This is a genomic window from Dorea sp. 210702-DFI.3.17 (assembly GCF_020560825.1).
In the GTDB taxonomy this organism is placed as follows: Bacteria; Bacillota; Clostridia; order Lachnospirales; family Lachnospiraceae; genus Dorea; species Dorea formicigenerans.
The window spans coordinates 83,052-100,811 of record NZ_JAJCNB010000002.1 but is presented as its reverse complement, the minus strand read 5'-3'; the positions used below and the strand labels follow the sequence as shown (position 1 = coordinate 100,811).

15 protein-coding genes are annotated in these 17,760 nt (G+C 44.0%); 5 read left to right on the top strand and 10 right to left on the bottom strand.

Features of this window, described 5'->3' with window-relative positions:
- Positions 1–91: 91 nt before the first annotated feature.
- From LI149_RS02850 to LI149_RS02805, 10 genes are all read right to left on the bottom strand, one after another.
- The gene (locus LI149_RS02850; RefSeq protein WP_005339588.1) at positions 92–3,562 is read right to left on the bottom strand and encodes a DNA polymerase III subunit alpha; all 3,471 of its coding nucleotides are present in this window, start codon (positions 3,560–3,562) and stop codon (positions 92–94) included.
- A 158-nt stretch (positions 3,563–3,720) separates the two neighbouring features.
- Entirely contained in the window at positions 3,721–3,954 is a 234-nt protein-coding gene (locus LI149_RS02845; protein WP_005339586.1) for a hypothetical protein, read from the bottom strand.
- 43 nt (positions 3,955–3,997) lie between these two features.
- A complete protein-coding gene (locus LI149_RS02840) occupies positions 3,998–4,840 on the bottom strand; it encodes a S1 RNA-binding domain-containing protein (RefSeq protein WP_005339583.1) in 843 nt (280 codons plus the stop codon).
- A 57-nt stretch (positions 4,841–4,897) separates the two neighbouring features.
- On the bottom strand, positions 4,898–5,599 hold the full coding sequence (locus tag LI149_RS02835) for an acyl-[acyl-carrier-protein] thioesterase (protein WP_005339581.1): 702 nt from the start codon (positions 5,597–5,599) through the stop codon (positions 4,898–4,900).
- 4 nt (positions 5,600–5,603) lie between these two features.
- Positions 5,604–6,794 carry a cation diffusion facilitator family transporter gene (locus tag LI149_RS02830; RefSeq protein ID WP_005339580.1) on the bottom strand — a complete coding sequence of 397 codons (1,191 nt, stop codon included), beginning with the start codon at positions 6,792–6,794 and terminating at the stop codon, positions 5,604–5,606.
- 11 nt (positions 6,795–6,805) lie between these two features.
- A complete protein-coding gene (locus LI149_RS02825; RefSeq protein ID WP_173785935.1) occupies positions 6,806–7,531 on the bottom strand; it encodes a stage II sporulation protein R in 726 nt (241 codons plus the stop codon).
- A gap of 89 nt (positions 7,532–7,620) precedes the next feature.
- Positions 7,621–8,301, bottom strand: coding sequence for a GntR family transcriptional regulator (locus LI149_RS02820; protein ID WP_005333264.1), 681 nt, complete (start codon positions 8,299–8,301; stop codon positions 7,621–7,623).
- A gap of 5 nt (positions 8,302–8,306) precedes the next feature.
- The gene (gene ispE / locus LI149_RS02815) at positions 8,307–9,182 is read right to left on the bottom strand and encodes a 4-(cytidine 5'-diphospho)-2-C-methyl-D-erythritol kinase (RefSeq protein ID WP_117494957.1); all 876 of its coding nucleotides are present in this window, start codon (positions 9,180–9,182) and stop codon (positions 8,307–8,309) included.
- A gap of 44 nt (positions 9,183–9,226) precedes the next feature.
- Complete coding sequence (locus tag LI149_RS02810; protein ID WP_044911996.1) at positions 9,227–10,792, bottom strand: SPOCS domain-containing protein; 1,566 nt, start codon at positions 10,790–10,792, stop codon at positions 9,227–9,229.
- Between the two features lie 68 nt (positions 10,793–10,860).
- Entirely contained in the window at positions 10,861–11,268 is a 408-nt protein-coding gene (locus LI149_RS02805) for a protease complex subunit PrcB family protein (RefSeq protein WP_049942214.1), read from the bottom strand.
- Between the two features lie 187 nt (positions 11,269–11,455).
- On the opposite strand from LI149_RS02805, the gene malQ reads away from it, so the two are divergent.
- The 5 genes from malQ to murF all read left to right on the top strand — a co-directional run bounded on the left by malQ (position 11,456) and on the right by murF (position 17,753).
- Positions 11,456–12,964: a 4-alpha-glucanotransferase gene (gene malQ, locus LI149_RS02800; RefSeq protein ID WP_005339570.1), complete on the top strand. Its 1,509-nt coding sequence runs from the start codon at positions 11,456–11,458 to the stop codon at positions 12,962–12,964.
- 17 nt (positions 12,965–12,981) lie between these two features.
- Positions 12,982–13,716 (top strand): 1-acyl-sn-glycerol-3-phosphate acyltransferase, encoded by a 735-nt coding sequence (locus LI149_RS02795; protein WP_005339568.1) that lies wholly within the window; start codon positions 12,982–12,984, stop codon positions 13,714–13,716.
- A gap of 117 nt (positions 13,717–13,833) precedes the next feature.
- Positions 13,834–15,288 carry a nicotinate phosphoribosyltransferase gene (locus tag LI149_RS02790; RefSeq protein WP_005339566.1) on the top strand — a complete coding sequence of 485 codons (1,455 nt, stop codon included), beginning with the start codon at positions 13,834–13,836 and terminating at the stop codon, positions 15,286–15,288.
- A 16-nt stretch (positions 15,289–15,304) separates the two neighbouring features.
- The gene (locus LI149_RS02785) at positions 15,305–16,372 is read left to right on the top strand and encodes a D-alanine--D-alanine ligase (protein ID WP_005339563.1); all 1,068 of its coding nucleotides are present in this window, start codon (positions 15,305–15,307) and stop codon (positions 16,370–16,372) included.
- A gap of 13 nt (positions 16,373–16,385) precedes the next feature.
- Positions 16,386–17,753 (top strand): UDP-N-acetylmuramoyl-tripeptide--D-alanyl-D-alanine ligase, encoded by a 1,368-nt coding sequence (gene murF, locus LI149_RS02780; RefSeq protein ID WP_227142942.1) that lies wholly within the window; start codon positions 16,386–16,388, stop codon positions 17,751–17,753.
- The last annotated feature ends 7 nt before the right edge of the window (positions 17,754–17,760 follow it).

Genomic DNA, 17,760 nt, shown 5'->3' with positions numbered 1-17,760 from the left:
CATCGTAGAGTTGCTTTTCACCTCTTTGATCAGCAACATATTTATTTCGTTATTTATTTAACCTTTCACGCTACATTGTATATGAATTGCCTTAGTTTTTCAATGGTTTTTCCACCACTTTTACGCAAGATTCACCAAAATAATTCATAAGCCTGCTTAGTAATCCAGGTTCTATATTCACATTTCGGTTAGATGGAAGGCGTTTTACCGCCCGCTCTGCCTTACAATATACTATAACTTCATCATTTCCATCGGAAGATGCAAGCATATCATATAGCATCTTCTCTCCCTGAAGAAATGTTTCTTTATCCGGATACTGGATCCAGAGTTCCTGTTTCTTCTGTCCAAATGGAATGACTTTCTCACAGATCAGTTTGCTGGAGGCTTCATCCTCTTCAGACACCCGTCCCTTAACAAAGACAACATTTTCCTCTTCCAGATATTGATGATAGCGCTCATAATCTCTTGGAAATACAACGACTTCTACTGATCCCATAATATCTTCGATCGTCAGGAAACACATGGTCTTATTATTCTTCGTGTATTTGATTGTCTTGCTCGCAATGATTCCACCAATGATCTCTGCTGCGCCATCACTGACTCTTGAAAATCCCAATTCCTCATCAAACTGGAAATCCTGTGTCGTTTTGGAAATGCCTTTTCTCCACTGCTCCTCGTACTCTTCCATCGGATGTCCGCTTAAGTAGATTCCAAGCACTTCTTTTTCGAAAGCAAGTTTCGTAGACTTCTCGTATTCACCTACATTTGGCAGCGGAATATCGAACTCGGATTTCTGTTCTTCTCCTACAATGTCAAAAAGAGACATCTGACCTGTCATGGAATTTTTCTTCTCCCGGTTCACCTGGTCGAGAATCTGTACATAGATGACCATGAATTGCTTTCTTGTTCCTCCAAGTTCGTCAAATGCACCGGATTTGATAAAGTTCTCAATCGTTCTCTTATTGATATCTTTTCCTGACATCCGCTCAATGAAATCTTTCAGATTCTTAAACTCTCCGTTTGCTTTCCGCTCTGCAACAATTTCTTTGATGACTGGTCTGCCGATGCTCTTGATCGCTGCCAGTCCGTACCGGATACTTCCGTTATCTACAGAAAAGCTGCTGTAACCATGGTTAATGTCCGGCGGCAGAATCTTGATCCCCATCTGGCGGCAACTGTAAATGTACTCGGCTACCTTTCCTGGATTATCAATGACTGAGGTCATAAGAGCTGCCATATACTCTACTGGATAATAATATTTGAGCCATGCTGTCTGGTAAGAAACGACCGCATATGCTGCCGCATGGGATTTGTTAAACGCATACTTGGCAAAATCTGTCATTTCATCATAAATCTTATTGGCAGTCTTCTCGTCAATACCATTTGCAATACAGCCTGGTACACCTTCCTCCGGATTTCCGTACACAAAATTCTGGCGTTCCTTTGCCATGACATCGGCTTTCTTCTTGGACATAGCGCGGCGCACAAGGTCGCTTCGTCCAAGGGTATATCCTGCCAGATCACGCACAATCTGCATAACCTGCTCCTGATAGACGATACAGCCATAAGTTGGCGACAGGATCGGCTCTAGCTGTGGGCAGTCATAGGTGATCAGCTCCGGATGTTCTTTTCCTTTAATATACTGAGGGATAAAATCCATCGGCCCCGGACGATACAGGGAAATTCCGGCGATAATATCTTCCAGGCTCTGCGGTTTCAGCTCTTTCATAAAGTTCTTCATTCCTGCACTCTCTAACTGGAACACACCGTCTGTCTTTCCCGTTCCAATAGAATCCAGTACTGCTTTATCGTCAAAATTAATCTTGTTAATGTTGATCTCTTTTCCGGAACTGTAGCTTGCAAGCTTCTCTGCATCCCGAATCACCGTCAAGGTGCGAAGCCCCAGAAAGTCCATTTTCAAAAGTCCCAGCTCTTCCAGCGTGGTCGCTACGAACTGAGTCGTTACAGATCCATCTGATCCAAGTGACAGCGGCACATATTCTTCTACCGGCTTCTGGCTGATAACAACTCCGGCTGCATGCATGGAAGTATGTCTTGGAAGTCCTTCCAGACGCATGGACATGTCAATCAGTTCTTTTACCTGTGAGTCTTCCTCATAGGACTTGCGAAGTTCTGAGCTGGTCTTGAGTGCCTTATCCAAAGTAATATTCAGCTCCTTCGGAATAAGCTTCGCTATATTATCTACAAATGCATACGGCAGATCCATCACACGTCCTACATCCCGAATCACACCTCTGGCAGCCAGTGTACCAAATGTGACGATCTGAACGACTCGGTCTGCGCCGTACTTTCTTCCTACATAGTCGATCACTTCCTGACGCCTCTCGTAACAGAAATCCACGTCAATGTCGGGCATGGACACACGCTCCGGATTCAGGAAACGTTCGAACAGAAGCTGGTATTTAATCGGATCAATACTTGTAATCTCCAAACAATACGCCACAATACTTCCGGCACCGGAACCACGTCCCGGTCCGACCATAATCTTCTGTGACCTTGCATAGTGAATGAAATCCCACACAATCAGGAAATAATCGACATAGCCCATCTTGTGAATAACTGACAGTTCATAGTCCAGTCTGTCTTTCAAATCCTGTGAAGGATTCGGGTAACGTCTTTCCAGCCCTTCGTAACACAATTTGTTCAAATATTCCCAGGAGGAAAGTCCATCCGGAACATCGTATTTTGGAAGTTTGGTCACACCAAATTCGATTTCCACGTCACAACGGTCTGCAATCTTCTGTGTGTTCTCAAGAGCCTGCAATGCATATGGGAACAGCTTCTTCATTTCCTCTTCTGACTTGATATAATACTGTCCGCCCTCATAGCGCATACGATCCTCGTCTGCCAACTTCTTACCTGTCTGGATACAGAGCAGAATATCATGTGCCCGCGCATCTTCTGCATAAGTATAATGTATATCGTTCGTTGCTACCAGTTCAATTCCCGTCTCCTGTGACATGCGCATCAATGCCTGATTGACCGTCTGCTGCTCCGGAATCCCATGATCCTGCAGCTCCAGGAAAAAATTCCCTTTTCCAAATATTTCCTCATACCTAAGAGCTGCTGCTCTTCCTTCACTGTACATGCCTCTTGTGATATTTTTCTGAACCTCACCTGCCAGGCACGCGCTAAGCGCAATGATTCCTTCGTGAAATTCCCTCAAAAGCTCCAGATCCACACGTGGTTTATAATAATATCCTTCTGTGTAACCACGGGATACAATTTTCATCAAATTGTGGTATCCTTCATCATTTTCTGCCAGGAGAACCAGATGATAATATCTGTCATCTCCGCTTCCTACAGCCTCTTTGTCAAACCTGGATCCTGGTGCCACATAGACTTCACAGCCAAGGATCGGCTTGATTCCCTGAGCACGGGCAGCACGGTAAAAGTCGATCACGCCGAACATACAGCCATGATCAGTAATTGCCACGCTGTTCATTCCAAGCTCTTTGACCCGCGCCACACACTCTTTAATTTTATTGGAGCCGTCCAGCAGACTGTACTCTGTATGAACATGTAAATGTGCAAAGCTCATATATTTTTCTCCCTTATTTTCCTTATCTTCGCATGTAATAAAGAATGTGCCTCGGCACATTCTTGCTGCTCTGATACAGATAGAAAAGAAAGCGCTGACAGACTTTTTCGCCCGCCAACGCTAATACTCTCATCAATACTTCATTCTCTCTTCTGATCCTAGCCGTTAATCATATAGGAAATCAGCCTGTCGATGTCTTCTTTTTCATGTGCGATGATTTCCATTTCCGGAATCTCTCCATTTGAAAAGATAGTCGCGAGTGATACATACTGGGATAATTTTGATTTTAAATTCAGTCTGTCTCCCTCACCAGTAACAAGCTCAACTTTTCCTTTACAACCGTCAATTGCTTTAAAAAATCCTTCGATATCTGTAATATTCTGTACTTTCATGCGCTCGCGCTCCTTTCAAAATTTATCACGCCCCCATTATACCTTATTTGTGCAGAAATTCAATAGATTTTTCGGTAATAATGACTTTGTTTTCCTTTAAAAGACGTCCTACTGCACGCTTAAATGCATTTTTGCTCAGTCCCAGTTCATTTTTAATTTTTTCCGGATCTGCCTTGTCTGTAAATGGCAGTTTTCCCCCGTGCTCTTCCATCCGTTTTACGATCAGCTCTGCATCTGCATCCATCTGGATAAATGCTTTCTCACGCACACTTAAGTCCAGCTTTCCATCTTCACGTACCTTTATAACTCTTGCATGGACTTTATCCCCAACCTGAAGATGTCCGCCGTACGCTTCACGCTTCGGGATCAGTGCAGAATACTTATTGTCTACTGCTACAAAAACTCCAAAGTTATCGCTTCTCTCATAGACGATTCCTTCTACATGATCGTCTTTCTTATACGGAGAGTCTGTCTCTAATTTTTCATAAACCTTCATAGTCGCACATAATCTCTCGGACTTGTCCACATAAAGCGCAACCAGCACCTGATCTCCTTTTTTCACCTTAGCAGTCTGCTCTTTGAATGGAAGTAGCAGATCTTTCGGCAGTCCCCAGTCGAGAAATGCTCCAATCTTTCCGGTATCTTTCACTGTCAGAACAGCCAGTTCACCCAATGTGATCTTTGGTTCTGCTGTTGTTGCAATCAATCTGTCGCTGGAATCCTTGTAAAGAAATACTTCCACCGGATCTCCAATCTCAATTTCTTTTGGTACTTCTTTCTTTGGAAGCAGTACACGTTCCTCACTTGTTCCAAGATATATTCCAAAATCAACTGTCTTTACAACTGTCAGCATTCTTCGTTTTCCGAGTTCTTCGATTAACTTCATCTGTCTTATCCTTTCTCTCTACAATCATCTATCATCAGCCTATTTTATGTAAATGCCCTACACCCATGCAAATTCTACTGCTGCATACAATTCTCCTTCTGTCGTACACAGTTCCACAACTGTCCGGCCATCTCTGTCACCTGTCCTGGGAACAATCATATCCCCCAGCACTGCTGATTTCTTATATTCCACCCGCACCTGACGGATCACTCTCTCTTGATCCAACATTTCCATAGCCATCTGTACATACTGGCAATTATTTACATGTTCATTCGTATCAATATGGTATCTGCGCACCGGAAACGGCTCCAGACTCATACATTCTTCCGGCAGTGCAATTTTTCTGGATTCATACTCCATCTCCAGCGGTTCACACTGTCCATAGGCATCCAGTTCTTCCTGATCTGGTCTTACCGGACGCCCCTTTTCTACATCCATATATACCCAGACTGACTGTGCGTACGCAGCCTTTTCTCCATTCTCATCTGTCATACAGAAGTTGCGCTCTGCAAGCATTCCCTTGAACTTTGAGGCCCATGTACTGACCTGGATCTTATCATTCATTTTCGGATAATGATCGATCACGATCTGCCAGTAAGTCAGAATCCACGCTTTTTTCTTTTTTGAAAGTACGTCCAGACCGACTCCGATATCTTCTGACTGAAATGTACTGCAATCTTGAAAATAATTGATGATCGATGGAACTGTAATCTTTCTTGTGTGGTCGATCTCGCTGAAGCGGACGCGGCCGTCCATCATATATTTATACTCCTTCTTTGGCACTTGCAACGTAACTCCTTTCCACTGTAATGACACACTGATATCTTGGATCTACAATCTGTAAAACTCCCATAATCGCAGACCGGATATGATCCTGTTTTTTCTGATCATATTCAAATGGTACGACCAGATCAAAAATCAGATTGATCTGATCCGTTCCGGGAACCATTCGAAAGTCATGGATACTAAGCTTAGGATCCATCGCCCGCAGCACCTTCTCGACTTTCTCCTTTGCCTCCAGCACATGCTCGTCTTTTGTCTCTACAGGATCCATATGTATTACGAGCATAATCCCAAGCTGTTCTAATGCTTCTCGCTCCACCCGGTCGATAATCTCATGGGATGTCTCAATATTCACATCATTCGGGACCTCCGCATGAATGGATGCCATGCTCCTTCCTGGTCCGTAATTATGTACGATCAAATCATGGCTTCCAAGAATCCCGTCATATTTCTCTACAAAGTCACTGATCTGCTTATAGATCTGTGGGTCTACCGGTGCCCCGATCAATGGCTCCAGCGTATCTTTTGCGATTCCGATACCGGCCCACATAACGACTAACGATACACCAAGTCCTACATATCCGTCAATATTAATTCCTGTAAAATAAAAAAATAATACTGAAGCGATAGTCGCCCCCGTTGTAATCACATCTCCCATGGAATCTGCTGCAGTCGCCATCATGACCTGGGAATTGATACGTTTTCCAAGATTTTTATTAAAAACTCCCATCCACAGCTTCACTGCCACTGACAGAAATAATATGAGCATAGATACTGCCTGGAAATATAACTCTTCCGGTTCCCTGATCTTCGCAATAGCGCTTTTAAAAAATGTGAATCCAACTTCCATTACAAGAAAGGCCACGATCAGCGCCGCAATATATTCAATTCTTCCATGTCCGAACGGGTGCTCCTTATCTGCCGGTTTTCCTGCCATCTTCACCCCGATCAGACTGATGATCGAAGAACCTGCATCAGACAGGTTGTTAAATGCATCTGCCATAACAGAAATACTGTGAAGCAGATAGCCAATCAGCCATTTTGCCGCAAATAGCAATATATTACAAAAGATGCCTGTCACGCTTGCCAGCACTCCATATGCTGTACGCACAGACACCTTACTCGTATTCTCATAATCTTTTACAAAATGTCGTACAAGAAACTCTGTCATCTCATACTCTCCTAATCTCCGAAGAAAAACCATTTCACCTTAAGTTCTTTATTATCCGTAAGCAGTTGATATTCCTCGTCGGTAAGCACCCCTTTAAGGTCTTCTTTACCTTCATCACTCACCACCGCACAAGTCTTGTCCAGAAAACAGAGATTTGGATATAACACACACCACCAGTTATGTCCGGCCGCCTCACCCAATGTGATCCTCAGCGCCTCATACTCGCCTTGTGGAAATATCATATCTCCGTATTTTTTTTCTGGGAAGCAGCACTTCGTCACGTGCGCATCTGCCTGATAATCCATGCCTTCCCGTTCAAGCACCTCATCAGCCACCAGGATCAGATCATTTAAGTGAGACTCTGCCCATTTCTTCGTTGCCTGTGCAGAATTTTTATGAATGCCTGGATTCATCTGCTCCGCCTGATTCATTGTCACTGCGTGATCCATCTGATTTGTGGTACCTGGCATCTCAGATGTCATATAGGCAATCACTGCGTCCCGGACTTTTAGCTTCACCCGCTGGTCTTTTTCACTGTCACTGTTGGCCAGTACATGAAAACGAAAGACTTCATCTGCAATCCCCCGCTGCGTCTCGCAGATTTTCTTATCCACCAAAGCCACGCGCCATGCAGTAAAACTCCACATCCATCCAACTGCTATACAAATACCAAGTATACCACAAATCAGATTCTTTGTCCCGATTTTATTTCTCAACAGATCCCATAACTTTCGCATATCTATGTACCTCCTGCAATCACTCAAACATTTAAATTGAATTTATACAGAAAGTATGGACAGATATCCGTAGATTATACAGGTATCTGCTAATTATTCTTCGTTCTGATCTTGTCCGTCACCGCAGATACCTGATTATCAATATGCTGACATGTAACTGCTGTTGCTTCTACTTTTTCTCTTCTCTTGATATGGTACACGATCTCTTCGTGTTCCTGGGTCAATTGCTCGTGCACATCTGGGTTCTTCAAATATTCTACACGGTAGCGGTACATCTGTTCTCTTAATTTATTCAGCAGATGGATCAGTTTCTGATTATCCGTTGCCATATAGATCACATCATGGAATCGCACATCTGCCTCTGCTACTTCTGTGATGTCTTTACTTCTTTTCAGGACTTTTTTAAAATTCTCTCCGGCCTTTTCCAATTCTTCCAACTCTTCCTGAGTGATCTTCTCACATGCGAGCTGCACTGCCAGTTCTTCCAGTGCTTTTCTGACTTCCAGCACATCTCGCAGGCTTTTCTCCGTAATGTCCGCCACTTCCGCACCTTTTCTCGGAATCATAATGACCAGACCTTCCAACTCCAACTTACGGATTGCCTCACGGATCGGGGTACGGCTCACGCCCAGTTTATTTGCAAGCTGGATTTCCATCAATCTTTCACCCGGTTTAAACTCTCCTCGAAGGATTGCCTGTCTGAGTGTATTGAATACCACATCCCTAAGCGGAAGGTATTCATTTTCATTGACTTTCAAATTTTGCTCCATGCTTTCTACTTCCTCCTTGCCTGGTGTATACTCGTTACATATACCTGTTTTGCCAGTTTCTGTTCCTTTATCTTCTGTGCCGCACGTTTCGCTGACTGTCTGTCTTCAAATAAGCCAAATACGGTCGGACCACTTCCGCTCATCATAGCGTTCATGGCTCCGCCTTCTTTCATGACATTTTTGATCTGTTCAATGACCGGATAGACAGGAATCGTCACCTGCTCCAGTACATTTCCCATACACTCTGCCACCTTATGGATATTCTTTCTCGCAAGTCCGTTTAAAATACCATCGATATCCGGGTGTTCTGTAATTTCCAATGCATCCAGTTTTTCATAGACCATCTTTGTCGATACACTGATCGGTGGTTTTGCCAGCAGCACAAAACACTTTGGACAGGCCAAAAGAGGTGTCAGCTTCTCGCCGATTCCCTCTGCCAGAACTGTCCCACGCATCAGACAGTATGGTACATCTGCGCCAAGCTTTACCCCCCGTTCTTCAAGCTCAGTCATGCTAAGCCCCAGTCCGAACATCTTATTGACTCCAAAAAGAACTGCTGCCGCATCTGCGCTTCCGCCGGCCATACCTGCTGATACCGGAATTTTCTTGTCCATGGAAATGTGCACTCCTTCGGTAATGTTAAACTCATCGATCAGCATCTTTGCTGCCCGGCATGCAAGATTATTCTCATCTACCGGAAGATAAAAAAGATTCGTCTCTGCCTTTACTCCCGGCTGCTTTGTCTTCGTTATCACGATCTGGTCATACAGATATACTGTCTGCATAACCATACGAACATCGTGATATCCGTTCTCCCTGCGACCAAGCACATCCAATCCAAGATTGATCTTTCCAAGTGCCTTTAATTCCATTTTATCCATAACTTTTTCTCCTCGTATCCAGCCCCGTCTTGTATACAATATACCTACAGTATACTGGCATTTTCCTTAAAAATCAATAGTTTGTCGCCACATTTCAACTGTTCCGACTCCATATGATTGATGTCCATGATCCCTTCCTTTGTCGTGCCGTAGTATTTCGCCAGATTCCACAGTTCATCGCCTTCTTTTACGATATATCCAATGATTCCCGGTCTTTGTTCCAACACTTTATAATCTATCTCTTTCTCTTCTACTGAATCCATGTTACGAAATGTCACTTTCCCACGAAGGAAACTCCGAAATGCCAGCACCGCCTTTACTTCTATCTCTCCATTTCCAAGAAGACTGATGCCAAGCTGTTCCAGAGACGGCATCATATCCAATGTCATATCCGCTTGGACTTCATTGCTTTCCAACAGCCAGGAAAATGGAATCATCCCCTGCCACAGGGCAAATGGTATCTGATCGTCCGGTCTGACATACATAAAACGGATATGGAGTACTCCTTCTATCTGAATACCTGTGTCTTGAACCGTCATCTGCTCGACTTGAATTCTCGCATCACTATAGCAGATCTGTAAAATGTCATCTTTAATCTCAGGCAGTGACAACCGCTCTGCGATTTTACATTTGGAATGATTCTGCATCAGAACATTTTCCACCTTGCACTGCGTGTACGCTGGAACACAACATGTTTTCAGTGAATATAAATCGTCTAATATCTGTATCTTTTCCTCCGTGCACAAAAAGAACCGCATAGAAAGGGTTGCCTCAATGCCAAGCAGACGCATTTCTCCGTCCTCGTCCATAGCCGGCTCTAAAAGTGCATCTGTAAGAATCGGATAAATCTGATGGTACATACCTTCCTCTGCACCAAAGCACTCTACCTGTCCCTCATACGGAACATTTTCACAGATCCAGTCTGTCTTTCCATCCACTGATTCATAAAGACAAAACACAAGAAGTTCTCCCTGAAGTTTTAATGTATCTGCCTCCAGCCTTGTGTCCAGACGGCGGCTGAGTACTTCTTTCCACAAAATGTTTCCGATACTTTCTTTTGTTCCGGAGATTGTCAGCTGCTCTTTGATGCGGTATGTATCTTTTTTCACAGTGTGAAGAGTCAGGATCTGCTTCTCCTGGTATTTTGTATAAATCTGCTCCCCACTCTCAATCCCGGTCGTCACTTCTTCACTTACCTGACTGTCCGAACTCATGGTTACTTCCGCCATCGCTTTCACATTGATTTTCCGGGAATGGATCAGATTGACAGTCAGCTCTGTCTGCGCTGCTTTCAAAAATAACGTTTCTTCCAAAGTCTCGTCTACATAATACATTTCCTCAAAGGGAATTTTCCCTTCCAGAGAAGATAAGGTATTGTCACTGTTATCTGCAACATATAAAACTTGAAAAGCAAGCCGCCCGGTGATCCGGATATAATTCTCCACAAGCTTCAGGTCGATTTCCTCCATAACCGCATCGCTCTCTATAATCTCCCGGATATCAGCTTTCGTGTCTGGCACATTATAATCCTCATCTACATAGAACTGGTCCGTAAAAGTTTTCCCCTGTCGGTAAATATTCAGCATCTTTTTTTCACAATTCACACACATGTCCCCCTTATTGTTTGTTTTATTATAATGTTGTATCAAAAACCCCAACTATGACTGGCACATTACTTTTACTCAAATATCACATCTTTCTCTCTATATTCTGTTTTCATCACCACATACGGATATGTCTTCTTTTCTTTTGTCATCTCGCCCTTTGCCGGCCCGAGAAGTGTTGTCTGGATCCTGATAGCATCTGATGTTTCGTAACATGCGTTGACCTCTACACTGTACCCCGTTTTTTCTTTTTCTCCATACCCTCGCGCCATGTAAAGATACCCCTGATCTGCATAAGTCAGACGAAATGGGGTATCCCGCGCCTTTTCGATATCTTCTTTCAGTTCCTCTGGTACGTCTTCTGGTGCTACTACCGTAAATTCAATATCTTGTATCTTTTTTGTATCTTCCTTTTTAATACTGCACCCAGCCAGTGCCAGAATAAAAATCCCTGCAATTATGTAAAAATGTTTTCGATTCATGATGCTCTCTTTCTTCATGAAAAACCTTTTATAACATCATACACACCAAGTCTAGGAAAAATTCCAAAATTGTTGTATACTTAATAAAATGCCATGTCCAAGAATGCCTCGGCTTGACTTTGCTTATGCAGGCATTAAGTTTAAAAGTTCCTACTTCAACATGGTTTTAAAAGGAGATTACAAAAATATGATAAATAACGAACGCTTATCCGGCATTTTGCTTCACCCGACTTCTCTGCCTTCCCCTTACGGGATTGGGGACCTTGGAGATGAAGCATATGCCTTTATCGATTTTCTGGCACGGGCAGGTCAGCATCTCTGGCAGGTACTGCCACTGACACACACAGGTTTCGGAGACTCTCCGTACCAGAGTTTTTCTGCTTTTGCAGGTCAGCCTCTTCTCATTGATCCAAGACATTTGATCCGTCTTGGACTGATCGGTGGCTGGGAACTTACCGATTGCCCGATTGCAGACCCAAGTCACGTAGATTATGGGCAGGTCATTCCGTGGAAGGAGAAAGTTCTGGCCCTTGCCTACAGCCGTTTTCCACAGAAACGCCATGAAATCCCAGGCATGGACCAGTCTTTCCAGGAATTTTGTGAAAGCAACCGCTACTGGCTGGATGACTATGCTTTGTTTATGGCATGTAAGAAATTACACCATGGCGCTGACTGGCTTCACTGGCCGGATGAATACCGGTGTCCGACTTTGGAATTCAAAGCCGGCCTTTTTAAATCCATGCACGAAGATATAGAATACTATCGTTTCATTCAATTCTTATTCTTTGACGAGTGGAAACGAATCAAAAAATATGCAAATGACCACGGTATCCGCATCATCGGTGATATCCCGATTTTTGTATCTATGGACAGCGCCGATGTGTGGGCGAACCAGCATCTGTTCCAACTGGACTCCAAAGGGTATCCGACTCGCGTAGCCGGAGTACCGCCGGATTATTTTTCAGCCACCGGACAGTTATGGGGTAATCCATTGTACAACTGGGAAGCTCATGAGGCGGAACATTTTTCCTGGTGGATATCCCGTATCCGTGCACAGCTTCACAACCTGGATATTCTGCGTGTAGATCACTTCCGCGGATTTGAAGCTTTCTGGTCCATTCCTTACGGCGAACCGACCGCTGTGAATGGCGAATGGGTAAAAGCTCCGGGCCATGCATTATTTTCCGCAGTCCGTGATGCTTTTGAGGGAAACCTTCCAATTATTGCAGAAGATCTGGGCATTATCACCCCGGAAGTGGAAGCTTTGCGAGATGAATTTGGATTCCCAGGCATGAAGGTTCTGCAGTTTGCATTTGACTCTCTGGATGAAGGAAGCTACCTGCCACACCGCTACACATCTCCAGTCTGCGTATGTTACACCGGAACTCATGATAACGACACGACTCGCAGCTGGTATCAGACACTGCGCCCGGAATGCCGCGACAAAGTACGCCGCTACACACACTGCAACAATGATACACATTTTCCATTGGATCTTATTGGAACCGCACTTGCAAGTGTTGCTGCATATGCAATCTTTCCTCTTCAGGATGTTCTGTGTGTCGGTGCAGAAGGACGCATGAACACACCAGGTATCGGCGCTGGGAACTGGAGCTGGCGTTATCAGCAGTCCGCGCTCAAAGGCGAACTTGCCGATGAACTTCGTGGCATGACTATTTTATATGGAAGATATTAGTTGGAGGAACTTGACATATGTTACGATTTATACTCGTTGCAATATTTTTATTGTTATATTTTCTGCTCGGGATTCCTGTACTCGGAATTCTCTGGCTTATTGGCAAAGTAAATAAACGCTCAGCCGATCTCGCAGCACTACGTATCGTTCAATGGGGATTTAAAGTGATCCTGAAAATTTCCGGTGTCGAAGTGACCGTCATCGGAGAAGACCGTGTTCCTGATGAACCGGTTCTCTACGTGGGCAACCACAGAAGTTATTTTGACATTTTGCTGACTTATTCCCGCTGCAGGGATCTGACCGGATTCGTTGCCAAAAAGGAAATGTTAAATTACCCGTTCCTTCGCACCTGGATGAAACGGGTATACTGCCTGTTTTTGGATCGCGACAATATAAGAGAAGGTCTTAAAACCATCCTGACTGCGATCGATCAGGTGAAAAATGGAATTTCTGTTTTTATTTTCCCAGAAGGGACACGCAACAAAGGAGAAGAATTAAGTCTTCTTCCATTCCATGCCGGTTCCTTTAAAATTGCAGAAAAGAGCGGATGTCCGATCGTACCTGTTGCACTGAATAACACCATTAATATTTTTGAGGGACATTTGCCATATATCAAAAAAACACATGTTGTTTTGGAGTACTGCTCCCCTATATATATGAATGAAATGGAAAAAGAAGATCGCAAGAAGATCGATGTTTACTGCCAGAAGATCATAAAGGACACGATTGAGAAAAATCATACCCTTGTATAAAGGTACCATTATGATATATAATACACAAGATATCATGAAATGTACGATACGAAGCAATCCGTAGTATCATCAATTATGAAAACAAAGCTTACGATTCAGTCATGAAAGGAGCTCACTATGAACAAACAAGATTTAACACTGCTGACTGATTTATATGAACTGACAATGATGCAGGGTTATTATAAAAAAGGTCAACATGAGACGGTTGTATTCGATGTGTTTTACCGTCACAATCCCTGCGGCAATGGTTATTCCGTCTGCGCGGGACTTGACCAGGTCATTGACTATATTAAGAACCTGAATTTCACCTACGAAGATGTGGACTACTTACGAAGTCTTCACATTTTTGATGATGATTTTCTTCAGTATTTAAGTGGTTTTCACTTTACAGGAGATATCTATGCGATTCCGGAAGGAAGCGTAGTATTCCCAAAAGAGCCACTGCTTAAGGTCATTGCTCCGATCATGGAAGCTCAGCTTGTCGAGACGACTATCCTGAATCTGATCAATCACCAGTCTCTCATCGCTACTAAGACTTCCCGTGTTGTCTATGCCGCCGACGGAGACGGGATCATGGAATTCGGACTGCGCCGTGCACAGGGACCGGATGCCGGACTTTACGGAGCACGTGCCGCTATAATCGGCGGATGTGTCGGTACGTCAAATGTACTGGCAGGTCAGCTTTTTGATGTCCCTGTTATGGGAACTCACGCACATAGCTGGATCATGACATTCCCGGACGAATACACTGCATTTAAATATTACGCAGAGCTATATCCGGACAACTGTACACTTCTGGTAGACACTTATGACACATTAAAATCTGGCGTACCAAATGCCATCCGTGTCTTCCAGGAATTTAAAGACGCAGGAAAACCATTAAAAAAATACGGAATCCGTCTGGACAGCGGAGACCTTGCATATCTTTCCAAAAAAGCACGTAAAATGTTAGATGAAGCCGGATTCCCGGACGCTTCCATCTGCGCTTCCAATGATCTTGACGAATATCTGCTCCATGATCTGAAGGCACAGGGTGCAGCGATCAACTCCTGGGGTGTTGGTACTCATCTGATCACGTCCAAAGACTGCCCGTCATTTGGCGGTGTATACAAATTGTCTGCAATCAAGAATGAAAACGGAGAATTTATCCCGAAGATCAAGATTTCTGAAAACACAGAAAAGATCACCAATCCAGGAAATAAGACAATCTACCGTGTCTATGAAAAAGAGACCGGCAAGATCAAAGCTGATCTGATCTGCTTCGCTGATGAAACATTTGACGAAAGTCAGGATCTTCTTCTCTTTGACCCGCTGGAGACATGGAAGAAAACAAAGCTTGCAGGCGGCACTTATACCATGCGTGAAATGCTTGTTCCAATCTTCAAAAACGGAGAATGTATTTACTCTTCCCCTTCTGTCACGGAGATTGCAGAATATTGTAAACAGGAAAAAGACTCCCTGTGGGACGAGACAAAACGTCTCTTTTATCCACACCGGGTTTATGTAGATTTATCCCAGAGATTATATGATGTAAAGAAAGCCTTACTCGATCAGGCACACAAACCAGAATAAAAGGAGAGCATTCATTATGAAAATTATAGTATTAGCAGGCGGCTTAAGTCCGGAGCGTGACGTCTCACTGACTTCCGGTGCCGGCATCTGCAAAACACTGTTGGAAAACGGACACCAGGCTTATCTTCTTGACCTGTACTTCGGTCTTGAAAATGCGCCTGCGAATCTGGAAGATGTATTTACCCTTCCGGGCGCAGGTCTTGAGATTGCAAAAAATATCAGCACAAAAGAACCTGACCTTGAAGCCCTTAAGAAATCTCGCCCGGATCAGTCCGACTGCATGTTTGGACCAAATGTCATTGAACTGTGCCGTATGGCAGACATTACATTTGTCGCTCTGCACGGCTCTGTCGGAGAAAATGGTAAGCTTCAGGCTGCTTTTGATCTTCTTGGAATCAAATATACAGGCTGCAACTCTTTTGGCTGTGCCCTGTCTATGAACAAACTAGTAACAAAACAGATTTATAAAATGAGTGGTGTACCGACTCCTCGTGGAACACATCTGACAAAAGAGACAAAGGATCTTCCTTTATCCGAACTTGGATATTATCTCCCACTGGTCGTAAAACCATGTGAAAATGGTTCCAGTATCGGAGTTTACATCTGTCATACAGAAGAAGAATATAACAATGCAGTTCGTGAATCATTTGAAAAGAACCCAGATGAAGAACTGGTCATTGAGCCTTACATCAAAGGCCGTGAGTTTGCCAGCGCTGTCATTGCCGGAAAAGCACTCCCATTAGTTGAGATCATTCCGAAAGATGGTGTCTTCAACTATGAGAATAAATATCAGGCTGGCGGAGCACAGGAAATCTGTCCACCGGTATCTATTGATGAAGAAACTCAGCAGCGCATGATGCGTGCCGGAGAAGAAGCATTTGCCGCACTCCGTATGGATGTGTATGCACGTGCTGACTTTATCATTGATGACGAAGACGGCGAATTCTACAGTCTGGAAATGAATGCACTTCCAGGAATGACTGCCGCAAGTCTGCTTCCGAAGGCCGCAAAAGCCGCAGGCATCGAGTACAACGAATTATGCGAACGCATCATTGAAGAATCTATGAATGCGCGTTACAGATAAGAGGAAATCCATCATGAAAAACCTTACTTTAAGAAATATTACTAAGGCCTGCCACGGAGAGTACCGGGGGCCTGAAAATCTTTTGGACAAAGAAGTTGCCGGTGTTACAATTGACAGCCGGAAAGTTGAAAAAGACTATCTGTTCATTGCCATTGACGGTGAACGCGTCAACGCTCACAAATTCATTCCGGATACCATTGAAAAAGGCGCAATGTGCGTGATTTCCCATGAAGATCTTGGCGAGACAAATTTTCCATATATCCTGGTAGAGTCTACTGGCCAGGCACTTCTTGATACTGCAAAGCTTTATCGTGATTCTTTCGATATTAAGGTTGTCGGAATCACAGGAAGTGTCGGAAAGACAAGCACAAAGGAAATGATTGCTTCTGTACTGTCTCAGAAATACTGTGTACATAAAACACTTGGAAACTTCAACAATGAATGGGGGCTTCCAATTACAATTTTTGAAATGAATGAAAAGCATCAGGTCGCTGTTCTGGAAATGGGTGTCAACCACTTTGGTGAGATGCGTCGTCTTTCCAGCGTAGCAAGCCCGGATATCTGTGTGATCACGAATATCGGTATCGCACATCTGGAATTTTTCAAGACAAGAGAAGGGATTCTTCAGGAAAAATCTCAGATGATCCAGGATATGAAGACCGGTGGTTCTATTCTTCTGAACGGAGACGATGATCTGCTCCGTGATATGGGACCGGTCAAAGGCGTAGATCCTGAATTTTTCGGTCTTGGAAAGAACTGCCAGTTCTATGCAACAGCCGTAGAACCACTTGGACTTCGCGGTTCTTCCTGTACGATTCATCTTCCGTCCGGCGAAAGCTTTGACTGCATCGTTCCACTTCCTGGTGCTCACATGGTACAAAACGCTCTTGCCGGAACTGCTGTCGGCTATCAACTTGGACTTACACCAGCAGAAATCAAAGCCGGAATTGAAGGACTGCCTTCAATCCCCGGAAGAAATAATATCATTCAGACAGATAAAATCATCATCTTAGATGACTGCTATAATGCAAATCCAGTTTCCATGCAGGCTTCCTTAGATGTTCTGAATATGGCAATCGGACGAAAAGTCGCTGTTCTTGGCGACATGGGCGAACTGGGCGAGACCGGAAAAGAACTCCACTACGAAACCGGTGCACATGCAGGTGATATAGGCATCGACCTTGTATGCGGAATTGGCGAGCTTTCCAAAGAGCTTGTAGCCGGAGCTTCTGAACATGGTTGCGAGGCAAAATGGTTCCCTGCAAAAGCAGACTTTCTTGCAGAGATGAAACATCTGATTCAATCAGGTGACAATATCCTTGTGAAAGCTTCACATGGTATGCAGTTCCCTGAAATCGTAGATGAATTACAAAAATTTTAGGAGTATA

Coding starts and splice junctions, on each gene's coding strand:
- LI149_RS02805 (WP_049942214.1), bottom strand. CDS start 11,268: ATGAATCGAAAACATTTTTACATAATTGCAGGGATTTTTATTCTGGCA.
- LI149_RS02795 (WP_005339568.1), top strand. CDS start 12,982: ATGTTACGATTTATACTCGTTGCAATATTTTTATTGTTATATTTTCTG.
- LI149_RS02790 (WP_005339566.1), top strand. CDS start 13,834: ATGAACAAACAAGATTTAACACTGCTGACTGATTTATATGAACTGACA.
- LI149_RS02820 (WP_005333264.1), bottom strand. CDS start 8,301: ATGGAGCAAAATTTGAAAGTCAATGAAAATGAATACCTTCCGCTTAGG.
- LI149_RS02830 (WP_005339580.1), bottom strand. CDS start 6,794: ATGACAGAGTTTCTTGTACGACATTTTGTAAAAGATTATGAGAATACG.
- LI149_RS02850 (WP_005339588.1), bottom strand. CDS start 3,562: ATGAGCTTTGCACATTTACATGTTCATACAGAGTACAGTCTGCTGGAC.
- ispE (WP_117494957.1), bottom strand. CDS start 9,182: ATGGATAAAATGGAATTAAAGGCACTTGGAAAGATCAATCTTGGATTG.
- malQ (WP_005339570.1), top strand. CDS start 11,456: ATGATAAATAACGAACGCTTATCCGGCATTTTGCTTCACCCGACTTCT.
- LI149_RS02845 (WP_005339586.1), bottom strand. CDS start 3,954: ATGAAAGTACAGAATATTACAGATATCGAAGGATTTTTTAAAGCAATT.
- LI149_RS02825 (WP_173785935.1), bottom strand. CDS start 7,531: ATGCGAAAGTTATGGGATCTGTTGAGAAATAAAATCGGGACAAAGAAT.
- LI149_RS02835 (WP_005339581.1), bottom strand. CDS start 5,599: ATGATGGACGGCCGCGTCCGCTTCAGCGAGATCGACCACACAAGAAAG.
- LI149_RS02785 (WP_005339563.1), top strand. CDS start 15,305: ATGAAAATTATAGTATTAGCAGGCGGCTTAAGTCCGGAGCGTGACGTC.
- murF (WP_227142942.1), top strand. CDS start 16,386: ATGAAAAACCTTACTTTAAGAAATATTACTAAGGCCTGCCACGGAGAG.
- LI149_RS02810 (WP_044911996.1), bottom strand. CDS start 10,792: ATGTGTGTGAATTGTGAAAAAAAGATGCTGAATATTTACCGACAGGGG.
- LI149_RS02840 (WP_005339583.1), bottom strand. CDS start 4,840: ATGAAGTTAATCGAAGAACTCGGAAAACGAAGAATGCTGACAGTTGTA.